This is a genomic window from Burkholderia sp. L27(2015), from assembly GCF_009765705.1.
Classification (GTDB): Bacteria; Pseudomonadota; Gammaproteobacteria; order Burkholderiales; family Burkholderiaceae; genus LMUX01.
The window spans coordinates 576,450-597,856 of the sequence record NZ_LMUX01000017.1 but is presented as its reverse complement, the minus strand read 5'-3'; the positions used below and the strand labels follow the sequence as shown (position 1 = coordinate 597,856).

At 60.0% G+C, this 21,407-nt stretch carries 23 protein-coding genes; 12 read left to right on the top strand and 11 right to left on the bottom strand.

Features of this window, described 5'->3' with window-relative positions:
* Positions 1–195 precede the first annotated feature (195 nt).
* The 5 genes from GSQ77_RS16220 (at position 196) to GSQ77_RS16200 (ending at position 5,091) form a co-directional block, all read left to right on the top strand.
* Positions 196–945 carry an amino acid ABC transporter permease gene (locus tag GSQ77_RS16220; protein WP_158903752.1) on the top strand — a complete coding sequence of 250 codons (750 nt, stop codon included), beginning with the start codon at positions 196–198 and terminating at the stop codon, positions 943–945.
* Positions 942–1,595: an amino acid ABC transporter permease gene (locus GSQ77_RS16215; protein WP_158903751.1), complete on the top strand. Its 654-nt coding sequence runs from the start codon at positions 942–944 to the stop codon at positions 1,593–1,595. Before GSQ77_RS16220 ends, GSQ77_RS16215 begins: the two co-directional genes overlap by 4 nt.
* The gene (locus GSQ77_RS16210; RefSeq protein ID WP_158903750.1) at positions 1,579–2,307 is read left to right on the top strand and encodes an amino acid ABC transporter ATP-binding protein; all 729 of its coding nucleotides are present in this window, start codon (positions 1,579–1,581) and stop codon (positions 2,305–2,307) included. Before GSQ77_RS16215 ends, GSQ77_RS16210 begins: the two co-directional genes overlap by 17 nt.
* Before the next feature lie 115 nt (positions 2,308–2,422).
* Positions 2,423–3,196, top strand: a complete 774-nt coding sequence (locus tag GSQ77_RS16205) for a transporter substrate-binding domain-containing protein (RefSeq protein WP_158903953.1) — start codon at positions 2,423–2,425, stop codon at positions 3,194–3,196.
* Positions 3,197–3,495: 299 nt separating this feature from the next.
* Complete coding sequence (locus GSQ77_RS16200; protein WP_158903749.1) at positions 3,496–5,091, top strand: methyl-accepting chemotaxis protein; 1,596 nt, start codon at positions 3,496–3,498, stop codon at positions 5,089–5,091.
* On the opposite strand, the gene GSQ77_RS16195 is transcribed toward GSQ77_RS16200, so the two are convergent.
* Entirely contained in the window at positions 5,088–5,711 is a 624-nt protein-coding gene (locus tag GSQ77_RS16195) for a LysE family translocator (protein WP_158903748.1), read from the bottom strand. The two genes, GSQ77_RS16200 and GSQ77_RS16195, sit on opposite strands and share 4 nt — an antisense overlap.
* Before the next feature lie 353 nt (positions 5,712–6,064).
* Between GSQ77_RS16195 and GSQ77_RS16190 the strand changes: the two genes are divergently transcribed.
* Complete coding sequence (locus tag GSQ77_RS16190) at positions 6,065–8,272, top strand: ATP-binding protein (RefSeq protein ID WP_158903747.1); 2,208 nt, start codon at positions 6,065–6,067, stop codon at positions 8,270–8,272.
* A gap of 99 nt (positions 8,273–8,371) precedes the next feature.
* Here the strand turns inward: GSQ77_RS16190 and GSQ77_RS16185 are convergent, their stop codons facing one another.
* The 3 genes from GSQ77_RS16185 to GSQ77_RS16175 all read right to left on the bottom strand — a co-directional run bounded on the left by GSQ77_RS16185 (position 8,372) and on the right by GSQ77_RS16175 (position 10,147).
* Complete coding sequence (locus GSQ77_RS16185; RefSeq protein WP_158903746.1) at positions 8,372–8,629, bottom strand: DUF4148 domain-containing protein; 258 nt, start codon at positions 8,627–8,629, stop codon at positions 8,372–8,374.
* 127 nt (positions 8,630–8,756) lie between these two features.
* Positions 8,757–9,629: an anti-sigma factor gene (locus tag GSQ77_RS16180; RefSeq protein WP_158903745.1), complete on the bottom strand. Its 873-nt coding sequence runs from the start codon at positions 9,627–9,629 to the stop codon at positions 8,757–8,759.
* Positions 9,626–10,147, bottom strand: coding sequence for an RNA polymerase sigma factor (locus tag GSQ77_RS16175; protein WP_158903744.1), 522 nt, complete (start codon positions 10,145–10,147; stop codon positions 9,626–9,628). The genes GSQ77_RS16180 and GSQ77_RS16175 overlap by 4 nt, the downstream gene beginning before the upstream one ends.
* Positions 10,148–10,439: 292 nt before the next feature.
* On the opposite strand from GSQ77_RS16175, the gene GSQ77_RS16170 reads away from it, so the two are divergent.
* The 3 genes from GSQ77_RS16170 (at position 10,440) to GSQ77_RS16160 (ending at position 12,498) form a co-directional block, all read left to right on the top strand.
* Entirely contained in the window at positions 10,440–11,180 is a 741-nt protein-coding gene (locus GSQ77_RS16170; RefSeq protein ID WP_158903743.1) for an anti-sigma factor, read from the top strand.
* A gap of 201 nt (positions 11,181–11,381) precedes the next feature.
* On the top strand, positions 11,382–11,855 hold the full coding sequence (locus GSQ77_RS16165) for a nuclear transport factor 2 family protein (protein ID WP_158903742.1): 474 nt from the start codon (positions 11,382–11,384) through the stop codon (positions 11,853–11,855).
* A gap of 61 nt (positions 11,856–11,916) precedes the next feature.
* The gene (locus GSQ77_RS16160; protein WP_158903741.1) at positions 11,917–12,498 is read left to right on the top strand and encodes a TetR/AcrR family transcriptional regulator; all 582 of its coding nucleotides are present in this window, start codon (positions 11,917–11,919) and stop codon (positions 12,496–12,498) included.
* A gap of 89 nt (positions 12,499–12,587) precedes the next feature.
* Here the strand turns inward: GSQ77_RS16160 and GSQ77_RS16155 are convergent, their stop codons facing one another.
* From GSQ77_RS16155 to GSQ77_RS16135, 5 genes are all read right to left on the bottom strand, one after another.
* A complete protein-coding gene (locus GSQ77_RS16155) occupies positions 12,588–13,859 on the bottom strand; it encodes a type II toxin-antitoxin system HipA family toxin (protein WP_254067671.1) in 1,272 nt (423 codons plus the stop codon).
* Positions 13,860–13,879: 20 nt separating this feature from the next.
* On the bottom strand, positions 13,880–14,200 hold the full coding sequence (locus GSQ77_RS16150) for a helix-turn-helix domain-containing protein (RefSeq protein ID WP_158903739.1): 321 nt from the start codon (positions 14,198–14,200) through the stop codon (positions 13,880–13,882).
* 134 nt (positions 14,201–14,334) lie between these two features.
* Entirely contained in the window at positions 14,335–14,730 is a 396-nt protein-coding gene (locus GSQ77_RS16145; RefSeq protein ID WP_254067670.1) for a DUF305 domain-containing protein, read from the bottom strand.
* Positions 14,731–14,888: 158 nt separating this feature from the next.
* Entirely contained in the window at positions 14,889–15,395 is a 507-nt protein-coding gene (locus tag GSQ77_RS16140; RefSeq protein ID WP_158903737.1) for a DUF1993 family protein, read from the bottom strand.
* 39 nt (positions 15,396–15,434) lie between these two features.
* Positions 15,435–15,692, bottom strand: coding sequence for a hypothetical protein (locus GSQ77_RS16135; protein ID WP_158903736.1), 258 nt, complete (start codon positions 15,690–15,692; stop codon positions 15,435–15,437).
* 473 nt (positions 15,693–16,165) lie between these two features.
* Between GSQ77_RS16135 and GSQ77_RS16130 the strand changes: the two genes are divergently transcribed.
* Positions 16,166–17,173 (top strand): LysR family transcriptional regulator, encoded by a 1,008-nt coding sequence (locus GSQ77_RS16130; RefSeq protein WP_158903735.1) that lies wholly within the window; start codon positions 16,166–16,168, stop codon positions 17,171–17,173.
* 146 nt (positions 17,174–17,319) lie between these two features.
* Positions 17,320–18,234 (top strand): LysR family transcriptional regulator, encoded by a 915-nt coding sequence (locus GSQ77_RS16125; protein WP_158903734.1) that lies wholly within the window; start codon positions 17,320–17,322, stop codon positions 18,232–18,234.
* 115 nt (positions 18,235–18,349) lie between these two features.
* On the opposite strand, the gene GSQ77_RS16120 is transcribed toward GSQ77_RS16125, so the two are convergent.
* Both GSQ77_RS16120 and GSQ77_RS16115 read right to left on the bottom strand, forming a co-directional pair.
* Positions 18,350–18,667 carry a superinfection immunity protein gene (locus GSQ77_RS16120; RefSeq protein WP_158903733.1) on the bottom strand — a complete coding sequence of 106 codons (318 nt, stop codon included), beginning with the start codon at positions 18,665–18,667 and terminating at the stop codon, positions 18,350–18,352.
* Between the two features lie 161 nt (positions 18,668–18,828).
* Positions 18,829–21,108, bottom strand: a complete 2,280-nt coding sequence (locus tag GSQ77_RS16115) for a DNA translocase FtsK (RefSeq protein WP_367889674.1) — start codon at positions 21,106–21,108, stop codon at positions 18,829–18,831.
* On the opposite strand from GSQ77_RS16115, the gene GSQ77_RS29975 reads away from it, so the two are divergent.
* The gene (locus GSQ77_RS29975) at positions 21,107–21,388 is read left to right on the top strand and encodes a hypothetical protein (protein ID WP_367889673.1); all 282 of its coding nucleotides are present in this window, start codon (positions 21,107–21,109) and stop codon (positions 21,386–21,388) included. The two genes, GSQ77_RS16115 and GSQ77_RS29975, sit on opposite strands and share 2 nt — an antisense overlap.
* Positions 21,389–21,407: the final 19 nt, after the last annotated feature.

Genomic DNA, 21,407 nt, shown 5'->3' with positions numbered 1-21,407 from the left:
ACCCTGAGTTACACCTTGTACTATGTACGTTGTCATACATCAATGATATCTTTCCGAGACGTGCTGCCCTGATCCTGTGAAAGGCGGGGCGCCGAGAATCCCCGGATACCTTGCTGGTTACCCGAATGCCCTGTAGTGGCAGCACGGGCATCGTACACAGAGCTATGCCCAGAAAATAAAGAGACATTGCCGGCCATGCATTTCTCCCTGAATTTCAGTCCTCTCCTGCCGTATTGGCCCGTGTTTTTGGAGGGCGCCTGGCTTACGCTGAAAATGACGACCGTCGCCGTTTTCTTTGGCGTGATCGTGGGCACGTTGGTGGCGTTCGCCAAACGCGGTCGTTCCCGCGTGATCTCTCGGCTGTGCGCGATCTACATCGAGGCGGTGCGCAACACGCCGTTTCTCGTCCAGATATTTATCCTGTATTTTGGTTTGGCCAGCCTGGGCATACGCATGCCCACGTTTGCCGCTGCGGCGCTGGCGATGATCATCAATATCGGCGCCTATTCCGCGGAGATCATCCGCGCCGGTCTTGAGGCGGTGCCGCGTGGGCAGATCGAGGCCGCCGAATGCCTCGGCTTGTCGCGCTGGCGTATCGGCTGGCATGTGATGCTGCAGCCGTCGATCGAGAAGGTGTATCCCGCGCTGACCAGCCAGTTCGTGCTGATGATGCAAGCGTCGGCGATCGCCTCGCAGATCTCGGCTGAGGAGCTGACCGCCACCGCCAATACGGTGCAATCGGATACCTTCCGCTCGCTTGAAACCTATATCGTGGTGGCCTTGCTTTACTTGGCGCTGTCGCTGCTGATCAAGCTCGTGGCATGGGCGGTGGGCGAATATGCGTTCAAGCGGCGGCGCGTGCTCAGGCTCGCGGCCGCGCGCGCAGGCAAGCCCGTGCCTGATTCGCGGCGGCTCGATGCCGTCATCAAGGGAGGTGCGGCATGATCGGCGGCTTTACTACGGCGCACCTGCTTTACCTGGTGCAGTCGATCTGGTGGACGCTGGTGCTGTCGGCCCTCGCGTTCGTGCTGGGCAGCATCGGCGGGTTCGGCATCATGCTGGCGCGCATCTCGCAGCGCCGGTGGTTACGTCGCACGGCGCTGGTCTATATCGAAGCGATCCAGGGCATACCGCTGCTGATCCTGTTGTTCATCGTTTATTTCGGCCTGTCGGTGTATGGGTTCCAGGTGCCGGCGTTGGTGGCGGCCGGGATGGCGTTGATGGTCTACACCAGCGCTTACCTGGGCGACATCTGGCGCGGCTGCGTCGAGGCCATGCCCAAGCCACAGTGGGAGGCGGCGGAATGCTTGTCGCTGAGCCGCTGGCAGACGCTGCGGCTCGTGATCATTCCCCAGGCCATGCGCTTGGCGTTGCCGCCGACGGTCGGCTTCCTGGTCCAGGTGATCAAGATGACCTCACTGGCGTCGGTGATCGGTTTTGTCGAGCTCACGCGCGCCGGGCAGATCATCGATAACTCCATTTTTCAGCCATTCCTCGTGTTCGGACTGGTTGGGGCCTTTTATTTCATATTGTGCTACCCGCTATCGCGCTGGAGCCAATCGATGGAGAGCAAGCTCAATGTCGGCAATCGTTAAGCTCGACGAGGTGTATAAGAGCTTCGGCTCGAACCCGGTATTGAAGGGTGTGTCGTTTGAAGTCGCCAAGGGCGAGATGATCGCCGTGATAGGCGCGAGCGGCTCAGGCAAGAGCACGGCGCTGCGCTGCATCGACCGCCTCGAGACGATCGATGAAGGCACGATCGAAGTGTGCGGCATTCGGGTCGACGACCCGAAGGTCGACCTTCATCAACTGCGCCTCGAAGTGGGCATCGTATTCCAAAGCTATAACCTGTTCGCCCACCTGACGGTGGAGGAGAACATCGTGCTGGCCCTGCGTCACGTCAAGAAAAAGACGCGCGACGAGGCACGCCGCGTGGCGCTCGCGGTGCTCGAGCAAGTGGGGTTGGCGCAGAAAGCGGATGCCTATCCGGAGCAACTCTCAGGCGGTCAGCAACAACGCGTGGCGATAGCGCGTTCGCTGGCGATGTCGCCCAAGGTCATGCTGTTCGATGAGGTCACCTCGGCGCTGGACCCGCAACTCACGGGTGAAGTGCTGCGCGTCATGGAGGATCTCGCGGCGGACGGTATGACCATGCTGCTGGTGACCCACGAAATGGCGTTCGCCAAGCGCATGGCGGATCGCATTATCTATATGCATCAAGGTAAGGTTTGGGAAGTGGGCGACGGTAGTATGCTCGACAATCCGCAAACCCCCGAGCTACACGCGTTTCTCAACAACGGCCTGTAATGGGAAGCAAGCCTTAAAAAAAGCAACCCAGCAGGCCGCAATCCGGTCCGCTCGCCCAAGCGCGTGCGGACTTACTATAAAAGAGGAGACAGCTTTGAAACTGAACCAATTCTTCATGCGCAGCTGCGTGGCAGCGTTGTTGCTGGCAGGCACCGCTCAAGCCGTAATGGCCGACCAGCTCGACGATATCAAGAAGGCCGGCAAGATTCGGGTCGCGATCGCGATGGGCACGCCTTTGTTCAGCTACGCCGATGCCAACCTGCAGCCGGCAGGCTCCGATGTCGACACCGCGGCACTGTTGGCCAAGGACCTGGGCGTAAAACTCGAACTGGTGCAGATCACCAATGCGGCACGCGTTCCAACCTTGCAGGCGCAGCGTGCCGATCTGGTGATCGCCGACTTGTCGATCACCCCTGAGCGCGCGCAGGTTGTCGACTTCTCCATACCCTACGCGATCATCTCGATCATTGTGGGTGCGCCGAAGAATATCAAGATCACCGGTTATCCGGACCTTGCGGGCAAGACGATCGGCCTGACTCGCGCCACCGTCAACGATACGATTACCACGCAAATGGCCAAGGGCGCGCAGATCCAGCGTTACGAAGACGATGCCACGCTGATCACTTCGATGGTCACGGGGCAGATCGATATCTTCTCGAGCACGCCGTCCAACTTGAGCGAAATGATCAAGCGCGCGCCCGGTCGCAACCTGGAACTGAAGTTTGCGCAGAAGGACTTCGACCTTGGTATCGCGATGAATAAAGACCAGCCGAAACTCAAGGAATGGGTCAATAACTGGGTGAGCACGAATCAGAAGAACGGCAATCTCAACGCCATCTATAAGAAATATCACGGCGTCGATTTGCCGGCTAGTGTGACCAAGGGTTGATGTAGGCTTTAGTGCTGGGGCGGGCGACCGGGGGGGCGGAGCGCAATCCGCGCTCGTCCAGCAGTAGCTCGCGACGCTAAACCCCGCGACTGGCATTAGGGTAAGCCCGGTACAGACTAGAGCAGGACGCAAAGCGTCGGGACATCCCGGCGCTTTTGCACATCTGGCTTACCTCATTGCTTCGCAGCAATGGGGGTTTTCCCTTTTCCGTTTTTCCTTCAGTTTGAATCCGATCGGCCGTAATAATAAGAATAACTAAAGTCCGGATACCGGGCCAGATCGTCTGAGGAGACAAACGCATGAATAGCGATTCGATCGGAGCGCCTAGGGCAACACTGACGATCAAAGCTCGGCTGGGCTTGAGCATGAGCTTCATGGCCGCGTTGATGATCGTCATCGGCGTACTGGGTCTGCTCGGCATGCGCCGCAGCAACGAGGCCGATCGTCAAACGTATGCGGTGCAATTGCCAAGCGCTGTCGCCGTCGGGAACATGGAAATTTTCGTGGCGCGCGAACGCATGGCGCTGGACCGGGCAGCGCTTGCGCCCGAAGACCCCAAGACGCCAGATACACTCACCCGCGCGCACGGATTTCGCGTCGATTCGGATGCGGCGTGGAACAGATACCTCGCGTTACCGCGCGATGCCGTTGAAGACCATCTGGCGCAAGATACCACCGCCAAACGTCACGACATGCAAAGCGCCATCGATGCCTACATCGCGGCGATCAGAGGCGCCAATCACGCTGCCATCGTCGACGCGGCGACCCGCCTGACGCCGGTTTATGGCGTGATGACGGTTAGCGACGACGCCTTGAAGAAGTACCAGGGCGAGCTTGGCGAGCGCGGCTATACGCGCGCTCAAGACACGTCCACGACGCTGAGCATGGCGTGTGTCGCCATGATTTTGGCCGGGGTGCTGCTCTCCGCCTACAGCTGGTTTTCGCTGCGCCGCGCGATAGGCGGCCCGATCGCTTACGCGTTGGGTCATTTTGACCGGATTGCCCAGGGCGATCTGCGCGAGAAAGTCGTCGTGAAGTCGAGCGACGAAATGGGCCTGCTGCTCGCCGGCCTGTCTCGCATGCGTGCGAGCTTGATCGAGACGGTGAGCACTGTACGCAGCGGTACCGAATCGATTGGAGCGGCCACCAAACAAATCGCAGCGGGCAACGCCGACCTGTCGAGCCGGACCGAGGAACAGGCGGCATCGCTCGAAGAAACCGCTGCCAGCATGGAAGAATTGACCGGCACCGTACGCCAGAACGCAGACAATGCGCGGCAGGCGAGCACCCTCGCAGCGAACGCCTCGGAGATCGCCAATCGCGGCAGCGATGTGGTGGGCCGGGTGGTTGGCACGATGGGCGAGATCAACGACAGCTCGGCCAAGATTGCCGACATCATCGGCATTATCGAAGGGATTGCGTTCCAGACCAACATTCTTGCGTTGAACGCCGCGGTGGAAGCTGCCCGAGCGGGTGAGGAGGGCCGCGGCTTCGCGGTGGTTGCGGCCGAGGTGCGTAGCCTGGCCCAACGCTCGTCGAGTGCCGCCAAGGAAATCAAAGGGTTGATCCTGACATCGGTAGAGCGCGTCACGAACGGTTCGTCGCTGGCGCAGGAGGCGGGCCAGACGATGCGCGACATCATCAGTGCAGTCCAGCGAGTGACCGACATCATGGGCGAGATCGCCGCCGCTTCCGAAGAGCAGAGCACTGGCATCGATCAGGTGGGGCGCGCTGTGACGCAGATGGATGAAGTGACTCAGCAAAACGCGGCACTGGTCGAGCAGGCCGCGGCGGCCGCGGCTTCGCTAGAGCATCAGGCGCAGGCTTTGCGCTCCGCAGTCGAGATATTCCAGTTCGAACCTGAAGCACGTGCCACGCGCGATAGACGCGTTTAGTGGAGCGCTGAACGCGCCGCGCGCAACAAGGCGATCACGGTGGGCATCACCGATGCCATGAGTAGCGCCGCCATCGACCAGTTGAACAGTGTCAACACGCGCGGTTGCGCCAGCACGCGGCGCAATGTCGAGCCAAAGGCGACCCACACGCTCACCGACGGGAAGTTGACCAGACCGAACGCGATCGCCAGCATGACCGCGCTGATGCGTGGGTCCTCGTGCAAATGAAAGGTGGTGGCGCCAGTGAGCGCCATGACCCAGGCTTTGGGGTTGACCCACTGGAATAGCGCAGCCTGCAACCAGGTCAGCGGACGGTGATCCGCTGGCTTTAGCTTGGGTGCGCCAGATGCGGCTATTTTCCACGCCAGATAGGCGAGGTAGGTCACGCTGAGCACTTCCATTGCGGTGTACAGTGCCGGCACGCGTTCGAACAATTGGCCCAATCCCATCCCGACCGCCAGCATCATGATGGTAAATCCGCATGAAATGCCCAGCATATGGGGTAATGTGCGGCGAAAGCCAAAGTTGATGCCGGAAGACAGCAACATGGTGTTGTTTGGTCCGGGCGTGACCGACGAGACGAGCGCGAACAAGAGGGCGGGGAGCAGGGCTGCTGGCATAGGGGAATCGATCCGTTGCGGTCGCCAAGAAGTGGGCGGGTTCCGATTGCGTCTTACTGTACGAGCTGTGACCGATACAGTACATGTACAATTTTCCGATCAATTGTCGGTACAGTGTCGTCGGTGCGCATAGTCCCGGCGATTCCCATCCCGCGAGCGCTTCATCATCTTCCTACTTTCAGCGCAGAAAGAATATTTACGTAATTTTTATTATATTTAGTTTATTTGTATTAATTATTTTTTCGTATCTGGTCGAATACAAGGAAGAGGGTTTGGTTGCCGTCTTAGCTGCCGTCCCCGATGCAACTCTCATGGTCGACGCCTATCGTCGAAATCAATAGCGGGATGAACACATGGCGTCGATACGCAACCGTTTCGTTTGGCTCGCGCTGGTGGTGTTGGCGCCGGCGCTGGCTTCAACGGGATGGGCTATTGCAACCACCTATCAGCGTGAACAACAAGCATCGCGCGACGCATTGCGAGAAACGACCCGGGCTTTGACCTTGGTGGTCGAGCGAGAATTTCGCCAGCGTGACGCGGTGATCAAGACGCTGGCCCAGTCGAGTTCGCTCGCGACGCTCGATTTCGCGACATTCGCGCGTGAGGCTCAGGGCGCCGTGGCCGGCACTCCAGACTGGGTATTTTTGAGCGACGCGCAGCAGCGCTACGTGGATACCTCCTTAGCTTCTCCCGCTACGGCAGCCCCACTGCATGGTCATCCGGAGCTGCCGTTTGCACAATCCGGTTCGTACATTTCCGGCTTGTTTGTCAAGCCGGCGAGCCATGCGGCCGCCGTTACGGTATATCGGGCGATCCGACCCGCAGGACCCAACGGCCCTGTGTTCAATCTGTTTTTGGCGATGAGCCCGAAGGATTTCGACCAGGTTTTGCTTGATCAGCGCTTACCCGATGGATGGGTGGGCTCTATCGTCGATCAAAACGGCTTGGTCGTTGCGCGACAGCCCAATTCCGATCAGTGGCGCGGGCAGCGGGTAAGCGATGATTTCGCCTCATTGATTCAGCGCACTTCCCAGGGTTACACACACAGCCGTACCCGCGAAGGCGTGAAATCCACGGCGTTTTTCGACCGGACACCGGAGTCGGGCTGGACGATCGTCATCGCAGTGCCGGACCGCGTTCTCAACCAAGGCATCCCGACAGCGGTGGCCTATTCCAGCGCTATTACGATCGGCTTCCTGTTGCTGACGATTCTGGCCGCACTGGTCATCGGGCGCCGGTTAATTCAACCTATCGTACGGCTTCAGGATGTGGCCGGTGCGCTTGCCGAGGGCCGGGAGATTGAATATGCCCGTTCCGGTCTGATTGAGGTCGATCTGGTGGGCAAGGCGTTGGAAGAGGCGAATCAAAAGATCGTGTCGGCCAACGTCACGCTCAGGCGCGAAGTCGAATCTGCCGTCACCGAGGTGCGGCTGGCGCAGCAACAGGCCGCGCGCAGCCTGCGGCTGGAAGCGCTCGGCCGCTTTACCGGCGGCGTGGCTCACGATGTCAACAACCTGCTGGGCGTGATCTCCAACAACCTCTACCTGTTGCAAAGGCGTATGGGCATCGGTAACGACGTGAGCGAAGTCGCCGCCATCCAACGTAGCGTGAAGGCGGGTAGCCACCTGACCGGCCGGTTGCTGGCTTTCTCGCGTTCCAAACCCCATCATCCGGAGCGAATTTATCTGGATGCCTGGTTGCCCGCGGCCATGTCTTTCATTTCGTCGGCCGTACCGACCTACGTGCGCACCGAACTCAAGGTGCCGGCCGGTTTGCCGCCGATCAGCGCGGATACCTTCGAGCTCGAGCTGGCGCTGGTCAATCTTGCGGTGAATGCCTCCGACGCAATGCCTAATGGCGGCAAGCTGATGATCGAAGCGTTTCTTGACAGCGGCGCGTCGCTCGACGGCCGGCCGCCGAAACCGTATGTCTGTATCGAGGTCAGCGATTCGGGTGAGGGCATCGCGCCCGAGATCCTGGAAAAGGTATTCGAGCCCTTCTTCACGACCAAGGAGTTCGGCAAGGGAACGGGCCTGGGCTTGAGCCAAGTCTACGGCTTTTGCACCCAGCTCGGTGGGAGTGCCCGAATCAGCAGCGTGCTGGGCGAAGGCACTCGGGTTTCAATGTTGTTTCCGGTCGCGCTGTCCGAGGCGGGGTCGGTCACGGCCGCCGCTTCCGCCGCGATTGGACAGTCGGCGCCGGCGCGTATTTTATATGTCGAGGACAACATTGAATTGGCCGAGGCGACGCGCGCAGTTCTGGAGACCTTCGGTTACGAGGTCGAATTGGCGTGTGACGCCTCGCGCGGGCTGGAACAGTTGGCGCGCGGTCACTTCAATCTGGTGCTATCCGATGTGGCGATGCCCGGTGCACTCGACGGCATCGCGTTCGCAGCGATGGTAACCCGCGATTTTCCAGGGCTGCCGGTGATCCTCGTGACGGGCTACGCCAAGGAGCTGGGCTTGGCGATGCAAGCGGGGTTTCGCGTACTCGAAAAGCCGTGCTCGCCCGAGCATTTAGTCGAAGCGATCGCGGGGGCGCTGGCCGAGCATCGGGCGTGAGCGCGTGCCGTACGATCTTACGGCCTTGCGCTTAGCCCGGGAGACCCCGTGGCTCGTTGCGTTCGTTGCGTCTGTTACGTTACCGGCGGCCGCTACGTTTCAATTCTGTTGCGGATTGTTCGTCGACGTACTTGCCAAAGCCGAATTGCCACCTTTTTGCGCTTCTTCATCAGCGTGCATTTTGCAAGACAAGGTCATGCCCGGATAGCTCGAGTCGGTGTAGCAATTAGAGTCTTGCGTGGCTTTTTCCGATGCGACCAGTTGCTGATAAACCTCGGCGCGGGTTTCCTCTTGTGAAAATGCCAGCGTCGAATTCAGAGCGGCGGCGGAGAGCAAAAGCAGAGCGATTTTCTTCATGGCGGATCCTAAAGTAGTTTGTGTAACTCACACTAGGGTATACACCGACCAGATTAGGGTATTCCATGATATCGCTAACACCAATATTACTGATTGTTTATTACGAATTGTTTCTCCGGCGGCGTGCCTATTGCGTCGCGACGTTGCTGCTGGCGGGGCCGTTGCTATTCACCACGTCGGTCAGTTGCGCATACACATCGTGCGAGATACCCAGCAGGGCATTGCGATCAATACCGCCCGAAACCGCATAGCCGATATCGCCGTCGACCCAATAGAACACATTGACCGGACCGTCCTGGTACAAGCGGAACGCGGTCGTGTTGGTCGCCACCTTCCTGCGCGAGATGCACAGCGTGATGCGCTCGCCGCGCGCGTCGTTGTACATGAATTGCGCGATCGGCCCATCGGTGCCTGGCAACAAGCGACCGCCGATCAGCTGGAAGCCGCTACCCGCCAACGAAGGCGGTTTGATGTTCATGCCGATTCTTCCCGATAGCCAGCTCACCAGCTCCTGCTCATGGTCGCGGCCAATTTCGACCGGGTGCTGGGTATCGGGGCTATAGACGACGTGCGCGACCGCAGCCTGCTGGGCGAAGTTGGTCACATTGTCGGTATATTTCGCCGGCGTGAAATTGCCGGTGTCGGCGCCGCGCCCGGCCCACTCATCGCCGTGGTGCTGCAACGCGCTGTAGCCTACGCCCACACCGATGCCCATCGCCAAGGTGGCTGCCATGCCGGCAAACTGCGGCCAGTTGGCGGCTTTGCGCCACCACGAGCGATGCACCTTGGGTTTGAGCCGTGCAGGCACAGGTTCGCTGAGCACGCGGTCGTATCGGTCGTGCAACAGGTTGTTGAGCGAAAAATAATCGCTGACCGTGGCGGCGAGCGCGGGGTCTTTTTCCAGCATCTCGTCGACAAGTTCGCGCCGCTCTTCGGGGAGGGTGCCATCGACATAAGCGTGTATTTCTTGATCGCTAATCGAGGAGCGCGGTTCGTTCATTTGACCACCGTTAATTTTGCACTGGTTTCAGATCCGCCTGCCATCAAAGCGCGCAATCGCTCTCGACCTCGGGAAAGCCGCGACATGACCGTCCCGATCGGAACGTCGAGCGCGAGCGCGACTTCCGCATAGCTCATTTCTTCAAGGCCCACCAGCAGCACAACCTGTCTTTGGTCAATGGGCAGGCGCTGCAGGGCGTAGTCGAGGTCGCGGACCTCCAACGAAGGAAGCTGGTTGCCTTGGGTGGCCAGATCGCGCAGCGGTGCGCTCTCGTCATCGACCGACAGATGCACGGCACGCGAGGAAGATTTCCGCACCTGATTCGCGAAAACGTTATGCATGACGGTAAATAACCACGCCCGCATATCGGTTCCAGCGTTAAAGAGCGAGAGTCGACCGAGGGCGCGCTCGACGGTATCCTGCACCAGATCGTCCGCGAGCTCGCGATTGCTGACCAAGGCCCGTGCATAGCGCCTCAGACGCGGCAAATGCTCTAGTAACTCGTCCTGCATATTCATCGCGGCTTCCCAAGAGGTGGCGATCCACCTCGGTGAACGTGATTTTACGGCTTACCGAGGCGCTGTGATACAGGAGCGAACATAGTACGCGTCGCTTTATTCCCCGGGCGCGAAAATTTATGAAAAGGCTCCGGTAACCGGCGTGGCCGCCAGCTTGGCGTGTACCGCCCGTCCCAGCCAGACTGGGCGAGGCTGCCAGCCGCGTAAGCCGGGCCGGATAAATTGCGCTTTTCATGGAATAGAAATGCTCCCGAGCTGTTTGCACTGGTATTCCCATTTACGGCGGTGCTCCATGCGCTATTCCGAACGGAAACCAGGCGCGAGTCTGTCCGAATTAGATATTCAGGCCTTTGTCGATGGCGACGTTGCGGCGCCGTTGGCGGACCGCATCGGGCGCTATCTGGGTACGTCGCCTGACGAGGCGCGGCGGGTGGCGTTCTATCGCCAGCTCAATGCGCAACTGCGTACCGGTTTTCCCGATCTGGCGGCAGAGCAGCCGTCCGGTCGTCTCGAACATGCGCTGGCAGCGGCGCGGTGGCAACGCATGCGGCTGTTGATGCTAGTGGCGGCCAGCCTGCTTGCCGCGTGCGCGCTGCTGGCCGGATCGCTACTGTCCGGTGCATCGGACAAACTGCTGCTTTCCACCGGCGTCATGGCGCTTGAGCAGGTAGCGGCCACGGAGCGTGTCAGTGCGTCGACCTGCAATACGGCCAACCCGCCCTGCCCAAATATTGCGCAAGCGGCGCCGAATCTTGCGCAGACAGGGTTTCGGATGAGTGCCCGCACCACGCTCCCGCTGCGCTTGCTGCTCACGGCCCAAGAGACTGTGTATCGGAATACAGCCGGCCAGCCGGCCGTTCTGCTTAGCGTGCCCGATCGAGGTGCCGCCGACCAGCCTCAGTGGCAGGCTAGCCGTATCGGGGAAATCCGTGCGTTGAGCTGGACGCGCAAGGGCATGCGCTACATGTTGATCGGGAATGCGGGTACCCATGGCTTGATGAAAGCGGCCGATCTCGCGTCTGCTCAGCGGTAAATCCGCGTGGCCCGCGGCGCGCGCAATGGAATGTCGGGGGAGTCTGGGCCGAAAGCCAAATCAGAGTTGACGTGGTAGAACGATCGTTCTACTATCGGTCCGGTGCGCAAGCTCTCGGGCGCATACGGCATGTTGTCCCCAACAACGGTAGGTTCCTGACCGCATGTTCCTAACCGCATGTTCCTAACATAAGGCTCAAAAATGGAAAACGAAGCACGTCCGCCATTTCCTCCCTTCGACCGTGAAAGCGCCATCCAGAAAGTACGGATGGCCGAAGATGGCTGGAATACCCGCAACCCCGAGCGTGTCTCGCTGGCTTACACGACCGACAGCCGTTGGCGCAACCGCGCTGAATTTATCACTGGCCGCGAACAGATTGTCGGCCTGCTCACGCGTAAATGGTCGCGCGAGCTCGACTACCGTCTCATCAAGGAACTGTGGGCGTTCACGGACAACCGCATTGCAGTGCGTTTCGCCTACGAGTGGCATGACGACGCTCAAAACTGGTTCCGTTCCTACGGCAACGAAAATTGGGAATTCAATGAACAGGGCTTGATGGCGGTGCGTCACGCCAGTATCAACGACCTGCCGATTCGAGAGGCCGACCGCTTGTTCCACTGGCCGCTGGGCCGTCGTCCTGACGATCACGCAAGCCTGAGCGAACTCGGTCTGTGAGCCACGCGGCCCGCGGCATCGAGGTCGGCAAATGGTACGATGCATTTCTTTGGGTACCGTCATGACCGACTCTCCTGCTGCCGGGCCGCGCGAGCGCTTGCTCGAAGCCGCCGAGCAACTCATTTATTCCGCAAGCATCCACGGTACCGGTGTCGACGCGATCGTTCGACAATCGGGTACTGCGCGCAAAAGTTTCTACGCTTACTTCTCGTCCAAGGATGAGCTGATCGCCGCGGCGCTACAGCGTCGCGACGAACGCTGGATGAACTGGTTCGAGCAAGGCACACGCGCTTGCGCTGCCGCACCCGCCGACCAACTGCTCGGCATGTTCGACGTACTGCACGAATGGTTCAGCAGCGATAATTTCCACGGCTGTGCATTTCTGAATGCGGCCGGCGAAATCAAGCATCACGATCACGATATTTTTCGGGTCTCGCGGCTGCACAAGGAGCGGTTGCTCGCGTTTATCGAAGAGCGTTGCCGTGCTGCGGGCTGCTTTGCGGAGCCCGCGCCGCTGGCCCGGCAATTGTTGATTTTGCTCGATGGCGCGATTGCCGTTGCGTTGGTGAGCGCAGAGCCACGCGCCGCGTACGACGCGCAGCGTGCGGCGCAGGCGGTGCTGGCGGCGCACGCCGCAGCATAAATGCGACGGGAAGCGGGCTACATGCGGGCTGGCTTCGGGTCTGTTTTTTGCCAAAGCTCTTTTTGTTGCGTACGGAATTCGTATGGAACCTAGGGCGCGGCGTTGTCTTCAACCGTTTCCCATGACGGCCGCAAGTGCCCAGCTACGCCTGCTGCCTCTGAGACTTCGCGCGCAAGCATGAACGACGCCGCAAGGTCAGGAATGTCGCCTGGCTCCAACCCTGTCTCGCGAAGAACCGATTCCCATCCTTCCATGATCCGCTGTGCCATTACCTGCAGATCGATATGCGCTTCCTCGAACTCGTAGCCGAAGCTTTCGCATGCCCTCAGCACGTTGTCCCGGCTAACGATCGCGTCGCCACCGCGTGTCATGACCATCGCGAGGGTTCCGCCATGCGCGGGGTGGGGGACGACATCATAGGCTGGCGATAGGCCCCAATGTCCGTTGCGATGAAGCACTGCGTGGTTACGCGGGTGGTCATCTCCGTTGCCAATTAGTGCATTGAACGCCATGCGCCGCCACAGCTCCCGCTGCATGCTTACAATATCCACACCTGCCGCTGCGCACCACCGCCGCAGTTCGTGTGCGAACCCGGGGTACGACCAAACGCGATCGCCGCGTACTTCCCCGCGGCCGAGATGCAGCACGGTATGTGCGCTTGCGAAGGCATGTCTCGTCATGCCGGCCTCTGACCACGAGCGGTCAAAGCGCTTGACGGCGATGAGTTCACGCTCGCCAGCGCGATGAAATTCGACCGGCGCAGCCTTGATGCCGCATTGCGTGGCAAGCTGCATCGCAACGTATTCACGCGCCGGATAATGCGGAAGATCCCCTCTGTCCTGAAGCTTCGCCAGCCACCAGTGATCACCCTGCATCACGGTCATCTTCGGCCGCTCTCCCCCCATGCTGGTGCCCGGCAGGCCGCTCATCTCGCGCACTGCGGCGCCGTCCCCTCGCGTCTGCGGGAGCTGCTCGAGCGCATCGATAAGGCGCTGCAATGGAGGCGGGTACCACTCAAGCTTGTTCGAGATATCGTCTCCGATCTCAATGGCACCGACTGAGTCGCCTGGCGCCTGCTCCAGACGATCGAGTTCATCCAGTGATCGACCCTTCATGCGTTCGAGCAAAGCCAGGCCAAATCCTTCAGGCGATGCATCCCGGAACACGCCAAACACGCCATTGTTTGCCGTTTCCGTTGCCGCCCTGGTCGAGCGTGTGAGCGGCAGCCTTAGAGGATCGAGCGCCAATCGTCCTTCCAGTGTGCGGTAATCGTTGGCGTAGCTAAATCTCCCGAGGCGCGGTTCCCATGAGAAGGAACCGACGAGGACCGGCTCGCATGATTCGGGTAGCCAGAACCACACAGGTTTCGAGCGCGCGGCCGTCACGAGCGTCCTCGAATCCGGCGGGGGAGCCGCTTCTTCACCGCCGCCATGCCTTCTGGATCGTCCTCGAGACGTGCAATATCATCGACTGCCTCGAGCAGGTCCATCGCCCACAGCACGAGAAACCAGAACCCGATCTGTACGGTGGATGCGCCGCGCTCGATATTTACGACAGAATTCAGGCCTACCCCCGCCTTGGCGGCAAGGTCCGCTTGCGTCCAGTAGCGCGCCTTCCGGGCGACCGCGATCCGCTCGCCTAGCGCGCCTAGTGCGTCCTCGACGGCAAACGGCAAAATGGCAGTTGATTGACCTATTTTCACGCTATATCAAAATTTATTGACGATAACGTTTATTTTATACACATATTCGGCGAGCTGCCAGCCGCTGCGCAAGACCGGCGCCAATAGGACTTTCCGGGCGGCTATCGGGCGACATACATTAGCAGTTGGCTCAATTAAGGCTCTTTTTGCAGAGACATATTCGGATGCGGGATGGGTAGTATCGCCGCCGGGTTGGACCCAGGCTGCTCGGGCGATACCGATGCCGTAGGCGGCGGCAACGGGCCGCCGATGGCAAGTTGCATCGCCGAGATTTGCTGCTGCTGCTCGACGACGATTTGCTGCGCAATGCGGCGCAATTGTTCGTTATGCCCGTAGCGCAGTTCCGCTTTCGCCATATCGATCGCGCCCTGGTGATGCGGCGTCATCAATGCGACAAAATCGCGATCGATGTCGCCCGAGGGCTGGATCGCCATACCCTCCATCATCTTGCTCATGGCCACGTTGCTATGGGAGATGAACGCTTGTTCGTCGCTGCTTTGTGCCAGACACGCGGGGCTAAAAGTGCTCATGGCGCCGCCCAGGCAGACGGTCAACAGCAGCGTGCGTGTAAGACAGGAGTGGTGGTGCATGATATGCCCCCGCACGATCAGGGGAGTGCAAGTGATGCACCTCGCGCGCCCCGCTTGGGTTGGGCACGGCCCGGGCGGACCGTGCGATGTCCAGCCGGTTACTCGACTTTGCCGAGATAGTCCATCTTGCCTACCGGCACGCCGCTGTGGCGCAAGATGTCATAGGCCGTGGTGACGTGAAAGTAGAAATTCGGCAATGCGAAATTCAGCAAATAGTCATCGCCACGCAACGTCACTTTGGTGCCCAGGTTCAGTTCGATGGGGCGTGCAGCGCTACCGTCGATTTGTTCGGCGTTGACGCTCTCCAGAAAACGTCGAGTCTTGGCGATGCGTTCCTGTAGATCGGCGAACGTGGTTTCGTCATCGGCAAAACTCGGATTCTCGATTCCAGCCAGCCGAGCCGCGACCCCTTTGGCGCTATCGCTGGCGCGCTGTATCTGGCCGGCCAGCGTAAGCATGTCGGGCGCGAGGCGCGCGCCCACAAGCTCGGCTGGGTCGATACTGCCTGCGGCAGCATGCGTCGACCCTTTCTCGAGTATGGCCGAGAGATTATTCAGCATGCGGACCAAAACGGGAATTGAAGCACGATACATCGAGAGCGACATGGCAATCTTCCAAAAGAGTTGAATCGAGACGACGGTCGATCAGCCTTTGCATCCGCACCCGTCGGGTATCGTGCCGCCCAAATGCGCGCGCGAGCGCAAGCTGATCGCCAAGCACCGCAACCAAGTATAGGTGGATAGTCTTATGACCCAACGGTACACAAAACGTGCCCCTTTCGCTACCACCACCAGTGTTATTTGCCCCAGGCTGAAATCGAGCGTCACCATCAGTTGCGTCAGTACGAGCAAAGGCAATATCAGCGCGGGCCGATAAAGCACTCGTACGACCAAGGTTTTCATGTGGGACTCCGCTGGGGTATCAGGTGCGACTCACTATAAAAGCGAACTCGCATCAGAAATTTCGATAGCGCTAGTGTAGTGATCGAGGCGGCTGGGATAAAGACCGGGGAGCCGAAAACACTGTTTCTTCGTGGCGAACAATCGCCAGGCGTTAGGCCTGTCCTTTTGCGTTTGAATCTGCGCGACGACGGGGAATAACACGGCTCGATGTCATGCGCGCGGCAGGCGCAATGGCCGTCGCGCAACGGGCCGGTGCGGGTTACGCGTGAATTTTGGCTTTAATGGAAAATGCCATAAAGCCCTATAATCGATCCGGAGAATTCGCCAAAAGCTAACAATGCCAAGCACAATGGCTTGGGCACGCGGCTTATCGAGTTGCACGAATGGCAAGAGTGGCTTGAGTGGCTTGAGTGGCACAGGTGGCATAAGCGCGGCGCAGCGCGGCAAGGGCAAAAAGCCCGGGGGTAGGGACTATGGATCGATTTCAGGCAATGCAGGTGTTTGTTCGAGTGGTGGACAGCAGCAGTTTTTCAAAAGCTGCGGACACGCTCGATATGCCACGAGCGTCGGTGACGACGGTCATTCAGAATCTTGAGGCTTTGCTCGGCGTGCGCCTGTTGCACCGCACGACGCGCCGCCTCAACCTTACCCCGGAGGGCGCCGCCTACTATGAGCGGTGCGTACGAATACTCGCGGACGTCGAAGAAACGGAGTCGTCGCTGGCCTATGGAAGCCGGCCGCCGCATGGCAAATTGCGCGTGGACATGCCGGGCTCGATTGGGCGCCTGCTGCTGTTGCCCGCGTTGACCGATTTTCGTAACCGCTATCCGGACATCGATCTGATGATAGGCCTGGGCGACAAGCCGGTCGATCTGATCCAGGAAGGTGTCGATTGCGTCATCCGCGTCGGCTCGCTGGAGGATTCGAGCCTGGTCGCGCGCCGCGTGGGCGCATTTCGTACAGTCACCTGCGCAACCCCGGCTTATTTCGCCAAATTCGGCGAACCGCTGAGCGTGGCGGATCTCGAGCAGCATGTCGCGATCAATTACTTTCACAGCCGTACGGGCCGCACGCGTGGTTTCGAATTCACGGTCGACGGCAAACCGGTTGAAGTCAAAATGACGGGCATGGTGGCCCTCAACGATGCGGACGCTTACCTCACCTGCGGGCTCGAAGGGCTAGGCATGATTCAACTGGCCAGCTTCATGGTATTGCCGCACTTGCGCTCAGGCCGGCTCAAGGAAGTGCTTGCGCAGTGGCGGCCCACGCCGATACCCATTTCCGCCGTCTATCCGCATAACCGCCATTTGTCGCCCAAGGTGCGGGTGTTTGTCGACTGGGTTGCCGAAGTGTTCGAGGGATGTCCGTTGTTATCGGGGCGCGAGGACGCGGAGAAATCGTGCATGCCAACGGTGTCACCCGATGCGTCGGACCGGCATGGTGTCGCTGAAGTAGCGGGGGAAGTCGCTACTGTGCTGTAAGTAAGCGCTGCGGCTCAGGCCGCAACTGGGCGCTGTAATGGGCGCTGCAGCTGTGGCTGTAACTGGGGCTGTAACCCACGCGCGCGCAGTAACCCGCATCGAGACTGGATTCCGAGGCGATATCAATTAAAAAAAGAGGAAAGATAATGGATGTGTTTGGTGCGATGAAAGTCTTTGTCCGGGTGGTCGAATCCGGTAGTTTTACCAAAGCCGCCGATGTGCTCCAGCTTCCCCCGCCCAGCGTCTCGCGCACCGTGCAAGTGCTGGAGGAGCATCTGGGCACTCGTCTGCTCAACCGGACCACCCGCAAGATCAGCATCACTGAAGACGGCCAGATTTACTACGAACGCTGCGTAAAAGTCCTGGGCGACGTCGACGATATGGAAGCTTCGTTATCGAGCGCCAAGATCAGTCCGCGCGGAAAAATCAAAGTCAGCCTGCCGGCGCTGATGGCCAACACGATCGTCATTCCCGCTTTGCCGGAATTCCTGAACGCCTATCCGGAGATCGAAGTGGAGATGGCACTCACCGACCGGCAGATCGACATTGTCGAGGAGGGCGTGGATTGCGTCATTCGGGTCGGCGAGCTGGCGGACTCGGGGCTGATTGCCAAGCGCATCGGGAGCTTTACTGGCGTGATCGTGGCTGCGCCCTCGTATCTCAAGAAATATGGCACGCCGACCACGCTGGATGATTTGAAAAACCATATCGCCGTGAATTACGTTTCGAGTACTTCAGGGCGTGTCCAGGCCTGGGATTTCATGGTCGACGGCAAGATCGAGTCGATTTACATGAAGGGGCAAGTCGCGCTCAGCGATGCGAATTGCTACCTGGCCTGTGGCCTCGCGGGGCTGGGCATCATGAAGGGATCGCATTACTCGCTGGATCGATACACCGAGAGCGGCGAATTGTGCGAGATTCTGAAGGATTGCCTCTCGCCATCGCGACCGGTTTCGATCCTGTATCCGCCCAATCGGCATTTATCGCGCAAGCTGCGGTTGTTCATCGACTGGATCACGGACGTGTACGCGCGAGTGCCGGCGTTACAGGCCAACCACTAACTGCGCACTCACTGTGCTCGCCTGCGGCCACAATCCTGACGATCGTGGCAGTCTCAACGCTCGACAATGACGCCGAGCGCGATTCCATCGACAACCACAGCCAAGCGGGTCGCCATCAGATGGTCTTGGTGGCCCGGTTTGCACCCTGAGCCGCATCGCGTCGCTGTGCGCGCGTTGCAATCGCCGCAAACAGCGCCTCGGTCTTTTCACGCCGGGTCATCACTACCAGGCGAGCCACGTCGGCTTGCGAGACCGGTTGCAGCGCCCAGCGCAAGGCCATCACCCAGCCCACCACCGTCCAGCCGAATGCGAAATTGAACAGGGCCAACGCCAAGGTATCGGCGCGTTTGCGGTCGTCGGCGATCAATGCCGGAAGCAAGTACAGAGCCACGGCCGCCAACAGCACACCAGTCAAATACAAGTTATGGATCATTTTTATCATCCTAAAAGCGAAGTCAGCACCGAACACAAAGCGTGTACCGCGTCGCGTCAGCAGTTGAATCATCTTAGGACGATGAAGGTGTCGGATAAACCCGATTAATCCGAACACACTATTGGATTTGTGCGAATAATGCCCTCGTGCACATGCCGTGACTAATCAGAAGGTCCAGGCGCCAGCACTTCACGCGTGCCGCCGCTGGACATTGCCGACACGAGCCCAGCGCTTTCCATTTGTTCCACCAGGCGCGCCGCACGGTTATAGCCAATGCGGAACTGGCGTTGCACTGAGGAAATCGACGCACGGCGCGCGCGCACCACAAACGTCACGGCTTCGTCATAGAGCGGATCGGCCTCGGCATCGGGTTCCTCGCCGAACAAGTCCGAGGCACCGGCTTCGCCGGTGGGTCCAGCCAGGATGCTTTCCTCGTACTGCGGTTCGCCGAATTGCTTCAGATACTCCACGACCTTATGCACTTCCTCGTCGGCCACGAATGCGCCATGCACGCGCTGCGGATAACCGGTGCCAGGGGGCAGGAATAGCATGTCGCCCTGGCCCAGCAGCGACTCGGCGCCCATCTGGTCGAGGATCGTTCTGGAATCGATTTTCGACGACACCTGGAATGCAACGCGGGTCGGGATATTGGCTTTGATCAACCCGGTAATGACGTCGACCGATGGCCGTTGTGTCGCCAGGATCAGGTGGATACCGGCGGCGCGTGCCTTTTGCGCCAGACGCGCGATCAGTTCCTCGATCTTCTTGCCGGCCACCATCATCAGGTCGGCCAACTCGTCGATGACCACCACGATCAGCGAGAGCGTGTCCAGCGGCTCCGGCGCATCGGGTGTCAGGCTGAACGGGTTGCCGATAAATTTCCCCGCGGCGCGTGCCTGGCGGATCTTTTGGTTGTAGCCGGCCAGATTGCGCACGCCCATGGCTGACAGCAGGCGGTAGCGGCGTTCCATCTCACCGACGCACCAGTTCAGCGCGTGTGCGGCGAGCCGCATATCGGTGACGACCGGCGCAAGCAGATGCGGGATGTCGCCATAGACCGATAGCTCCAGCATCTTCGGATCTATCATGATGAGCCGCACATCGTCGGGCGTCGCTTTGTAAAGCAGCGAAAGTATCATCGCGTTGATCGCGACCGACTTGCCCGATCCGGTGGTGCCTGCCACCAGCATGTGTGGCGCGCGCGCCAGATCGATCACCACCGGATTGCCGGTGATATCTTTGCCCATGGCCAGCGCCAGCGGCGACTCGTGATCGCGATAGGCTTGCGATTCCAGGATTTCCGAAAGCCGGATGGTTTGCCGCTGGACGTTGGGCAACTCCAGCCCCATGCAGGTTTTGCCCGGTATCGTTTCGACCACGCGCACGGAGGTCAGTCCCAGCCCGCGTGACAAATCCTTCATCAGGCCGACGATCTGGGCGCCGCGCACACCTACCGCGGGTTCGATTTCGAAGCGCGTGATCACCGGGCCGGCTTCGGCGCCTATTACGGTGACTGGCACTTTGAATTCCCGCAGGCGCTGTTCGATCAGCTCGCCTTTTTCCGCTAGCGATAGCGCCGTGATCGGCTCGGCCTCGACCGTGGCGCGCGCCAACAAGGACACCGGTGGCAATTCAAAATGCGCGTAGTGGCTTGAGCGCGGCGCTGGGGTGTCGTAAGGCGATGTGGAGTCAGTCGATGTGGCGTGAATCGGCGTGACGTGAATCGGCGCGGCCGCAGGGGCGGGCGGCGTGGTCGAAACTACTGCGAGGGGGGGCATCGGCGAAATCGACGCAGACGAAATCGCGGGCGACGGAATCGACGGGGACGAATTCGGCAGTGCCGATGCGTGGGTCATCGCGACGTGAGCGGTTGTCGTGGCGTGAGCTGTCGGGGGCGTCGTTGTGCCTAAGTCGTCGGGGGCGGGGTGGAAACCGATATCGCCGGAGAAGGATGGAGCCATCGGGGCGACCGGGTCGTTTGCCGCGGCTAGTCGGCGGCCGTGCAGGGACTCAAGTCGCGTGGGCTCAAATCCTGTGGGCTCTTGATGAGCCGGAGGATTTATTGACTCGGGTTCGATCGAAGGTGGCTGAGCAAATGGCTCGGACACAGGCGACGATGGCGATGTGGACAGATTGGCCACTGGCTTTTGCTGCAGACCGTTAGGTGCTGTTGGGAACGCTTGATCCGAGCTTTCCACCGAATGTGCCGACATCGGCAAGGGTTCGGCGGCGGCGCTCACAACAACAGTTCCAAGAACAGTTCCAGCGGCAGTTCCAGCGGCAGTCCGAGCGTTGGCTTCGGTTTCCGCTCCCGCGTAGGCGTTGGTCGCTTCCGGCGAGCCATCGCTTGCGGGTGGCGTCTCTTTAGCGGGTAATTCGCCCCACTGCGAAGCGCGTTGCGTAATCGCCGCGAGGCGCGCGCGGATTTCTTGCGGCGACATGCCGTCATCTGAAGCTGACGCAGTTGCACCGGATGACGTAGACGACAAACCAGACTGTGTTTTGCCGGTCGACGCCGAAGGTGTTTGGAGCATCGCGCCGGCCGATGGAAGCACCCGGAACGGCGGTGGCAACTGTGTCGCAAGTGGCGTCAGCGGCGCGACCGATGTTGGAGCACGCGCGGCGGCAGGCCTCGAATCGGTGCGTCTCGCAACGGGTGAGGACCCTACAGGCGAGGACCCTACAGACGAGGGGGCAAAGGAAGACGGTTTGGCGGAATAAGGCGCAGCAGTCAATGTCG

What these genes read in the sequence shown, in the direction of transcription:
- GSQ77_RS16220 (WP_158903752.1), top strand. Translation starts at nt 196, where the DNA reads ATGCATTTCTCCCTGAATTTCAGTCCTCTCCTGCCGTATTGGCCCGTG.
- GSQ77_RS16215 (WP_158903751.1), top strand. Translation starts at nt 942, where the DNA reads ATGATCGGCGGCTTTACTACGGCGCACCTGCTTTACCTGGTGCAGTCG.
- GSQ77_RS16210 (WP_158903750.1), top strand. Translation starts at nt 1,579, where the DNA reads ATGTCGGCAATCGTTAAGCTCGACGAGGTGTATAAGAGCTTCGGCTCG.
- GSQ77_RS16205 (WP_158903953.1), top strand. Translation starts at nt 2,423, where the DNA reads ATGCGCAGCTGCGTGGCAGCGTTGTTGCTGGCAGGCACCGCTCAAGCC.
- GSQ77_RS16200 (WP_158903749.1), top strand. Translation starts at nt 3,496, where the DNA reads ATGAATAGCGATTCGATCGGAGCGCCTAGGGCAACACTGACGATCAAA.
- GSQ77_RS16195 (WP_158903748.1), bottom strand. Translation starts at nt 5,711, where the DNA reads ATGCCAGCAGCCCTGCTCCCCGCCCTCTTGTTCGCGCTCGTCTCGTCG.
- GSQ77_RS16190 (WP_158903747.1), top strand. Translation starts at nt 6,065, where the DNA reads ATGGCGTCGATACGCAACCGTTTCGTTTGGCTCGCGCTGGTGGTGTTG.
- GSQ77_RS16185 (WP_158903746.1), bottom strand. Translation starts at nt 8,629, where the DNA reads ATGAAGAAAATCGCTCTGCTTTTGCTCTCCGCCGCCGCTCTGAATTCG.
- GSQ77_RS16180 (WP_158903745.1), bottom strand. Translation starts at nt 9,629, where the DNA reads ATGAACGAACCGCGCTCCTCGATTAGCGATCAAGAAATACACGCTTAT.
- GSQ77_RS16175 (WP_158903744.1), bottom strand. Translation starts at nt 10,147, where the DNA reads ATGAATATGCAGGACGAGTTACTAGAGCATTTGCCGCGTCTGAGGCGC.
- GSQ77_RS16170 (WP_158903743.1), top strand. Translation starts at nt 10,440, where the DNA reads ATGCGCTATTCCGAACGGAAACCAGGCGCGAGTCTGTCCGAATTAGAT.
- GSQ77_RS16165 (WP_158903742.1), top strand. Translation starts at nt 11,382, where the DNA reads ATGGAAAACGAAGCACGTCCGCCATTTCCTCCCTTCGACCGTGAAAGC.
- GSQ77_RS16160 (WP_158903741.1), top strand. Translation starts at nt 11,917, where the DNA reads ATGACCGACTCTCCTGCTGCCGGGCCGCGCGAGCGCTTGCTCGAAGCC.
- GSQ77_RS16145 (WP_254067670.1), bottom strand. Translation starts at nt 14,730, where the DNA reads ATGAGCACTTTTAGCCCCGCGTGTCTGGCACAAAGCAGCGACGAACAA.
- GSQ77_RS16140 (WP_158903737.1), bottom strand. Translation starts at nt 15,395, where the DNA reads ATGTCGCTCTCGATGTATCGTGCTTCAATTCCCGTTTTGGTCCGCATG.
- GSQ77_RS16135 (WP_158903736.1), bottom strand. Translation starts at nt 15,692, where the DNA reads ATGAAAACCTTGGTCGTACGAGTGCTTTATCGGCCCGCGCTGATATTG.
- GSQ77_RS16130 (WP_158903735.1), top strand. Translation starts at nt 16,166, where the DNA reads ATGGATCGATTTCAGGCAATGCAGGTGTTTGTTCGAGTGGTGGACAGC.
- GSQ77_RS16125 (WP_158903734.1), top strand. Translation starts at nt 17,320, where the DNA reads ATGGATGTGTTTGGTGCGATGAAAGTCTTTGTCCGGGTGGTCGAATCC.
- GSQ77_RS16120 (WP_158903733.1), bottom strand. Translation starts at nt 18,667, where the DNA reads ATGATCCATAACTTGTATTTGACTGGTGTGCTGTTGGCGGCCGTGGCT.
- GSQ77_RS29975 (WP_367889673.1), top strand. Translation starts at nt 21,107, where the DNA reads ATGCCGTCATCTGAAGCTGACGCAGTTGCACCGGATGACGTAGACGAC.
- GSQ77_RS16115 (WP_367889674.1), bottom strand. Translation starts at nt 21,108, where the DNA reads ATGTCGCCGCAAGAAATCCGCGCGCGCCTCGCGGCGATTACGCAACGC.